We start from the raw sequence: 440 nt of genomic DNA, 5'->3' as shown, positions 1-440 counted from the left end.
AACCAAGAGTTACGTATAATCAATCTGAGGATGTATCCAAGCCTGTATTTAGTTTAGATGGCGATAATAATTTACAGGCTGAGGTTTTTGAAAACGGAACCTATTCAGCTCTAGTAAATGATTCAGAAAACTGGAATATTGAAGTAAACGATATTCCTAATCCCATAGAAATTAAAGGGAATTGGGAAATCAATTTTAGGGAACAAGACTTTTACAAAGCCACCATACGAACCGACAAATTATTTGATTGGTCAACACATGATACAGATCAAATCAAACATTATTCTGGTACAGCAATTTATAAAACAACATTCAATATTGAAAAAGATATGTTGCAGTCCAACAGACAATTTCAACTCAATTTGGGAAAAGTAAATGTAATTGCTAAAGTTCTTGTAAACGGAAAAGATGTTGGCGTAAGTTGGATAGCACCTCACAAT

Annotated in this window: 1 protein-coding gene; it reads left to right on the top strand. The window is 33.2% G+C overall.

The features are described 5' to 3' along the window. Positions 1–440, top strand: a 440-nt coding sequence (locus tag J8281_RS19105) for a glycosylhydrolase-like jelly roll fold domain-containing protein (protein WP_210199249.1), incomplete at both ends; no start/stop codon positions are given.

The organism is Aquimarina sp. U1-2 (assembly GCF_017897595.1).
Classification (GTDB): domain Bacteria; phylum Bacteroidota; class Bacteroidia; order Flavobacteriales; family Flavobacteriaceae; genus Aquimarina.
Note: the sequence above shows the minus strand (reverse complement) of the source record. Positions and strands in the feature narration are given on the sequence as shown.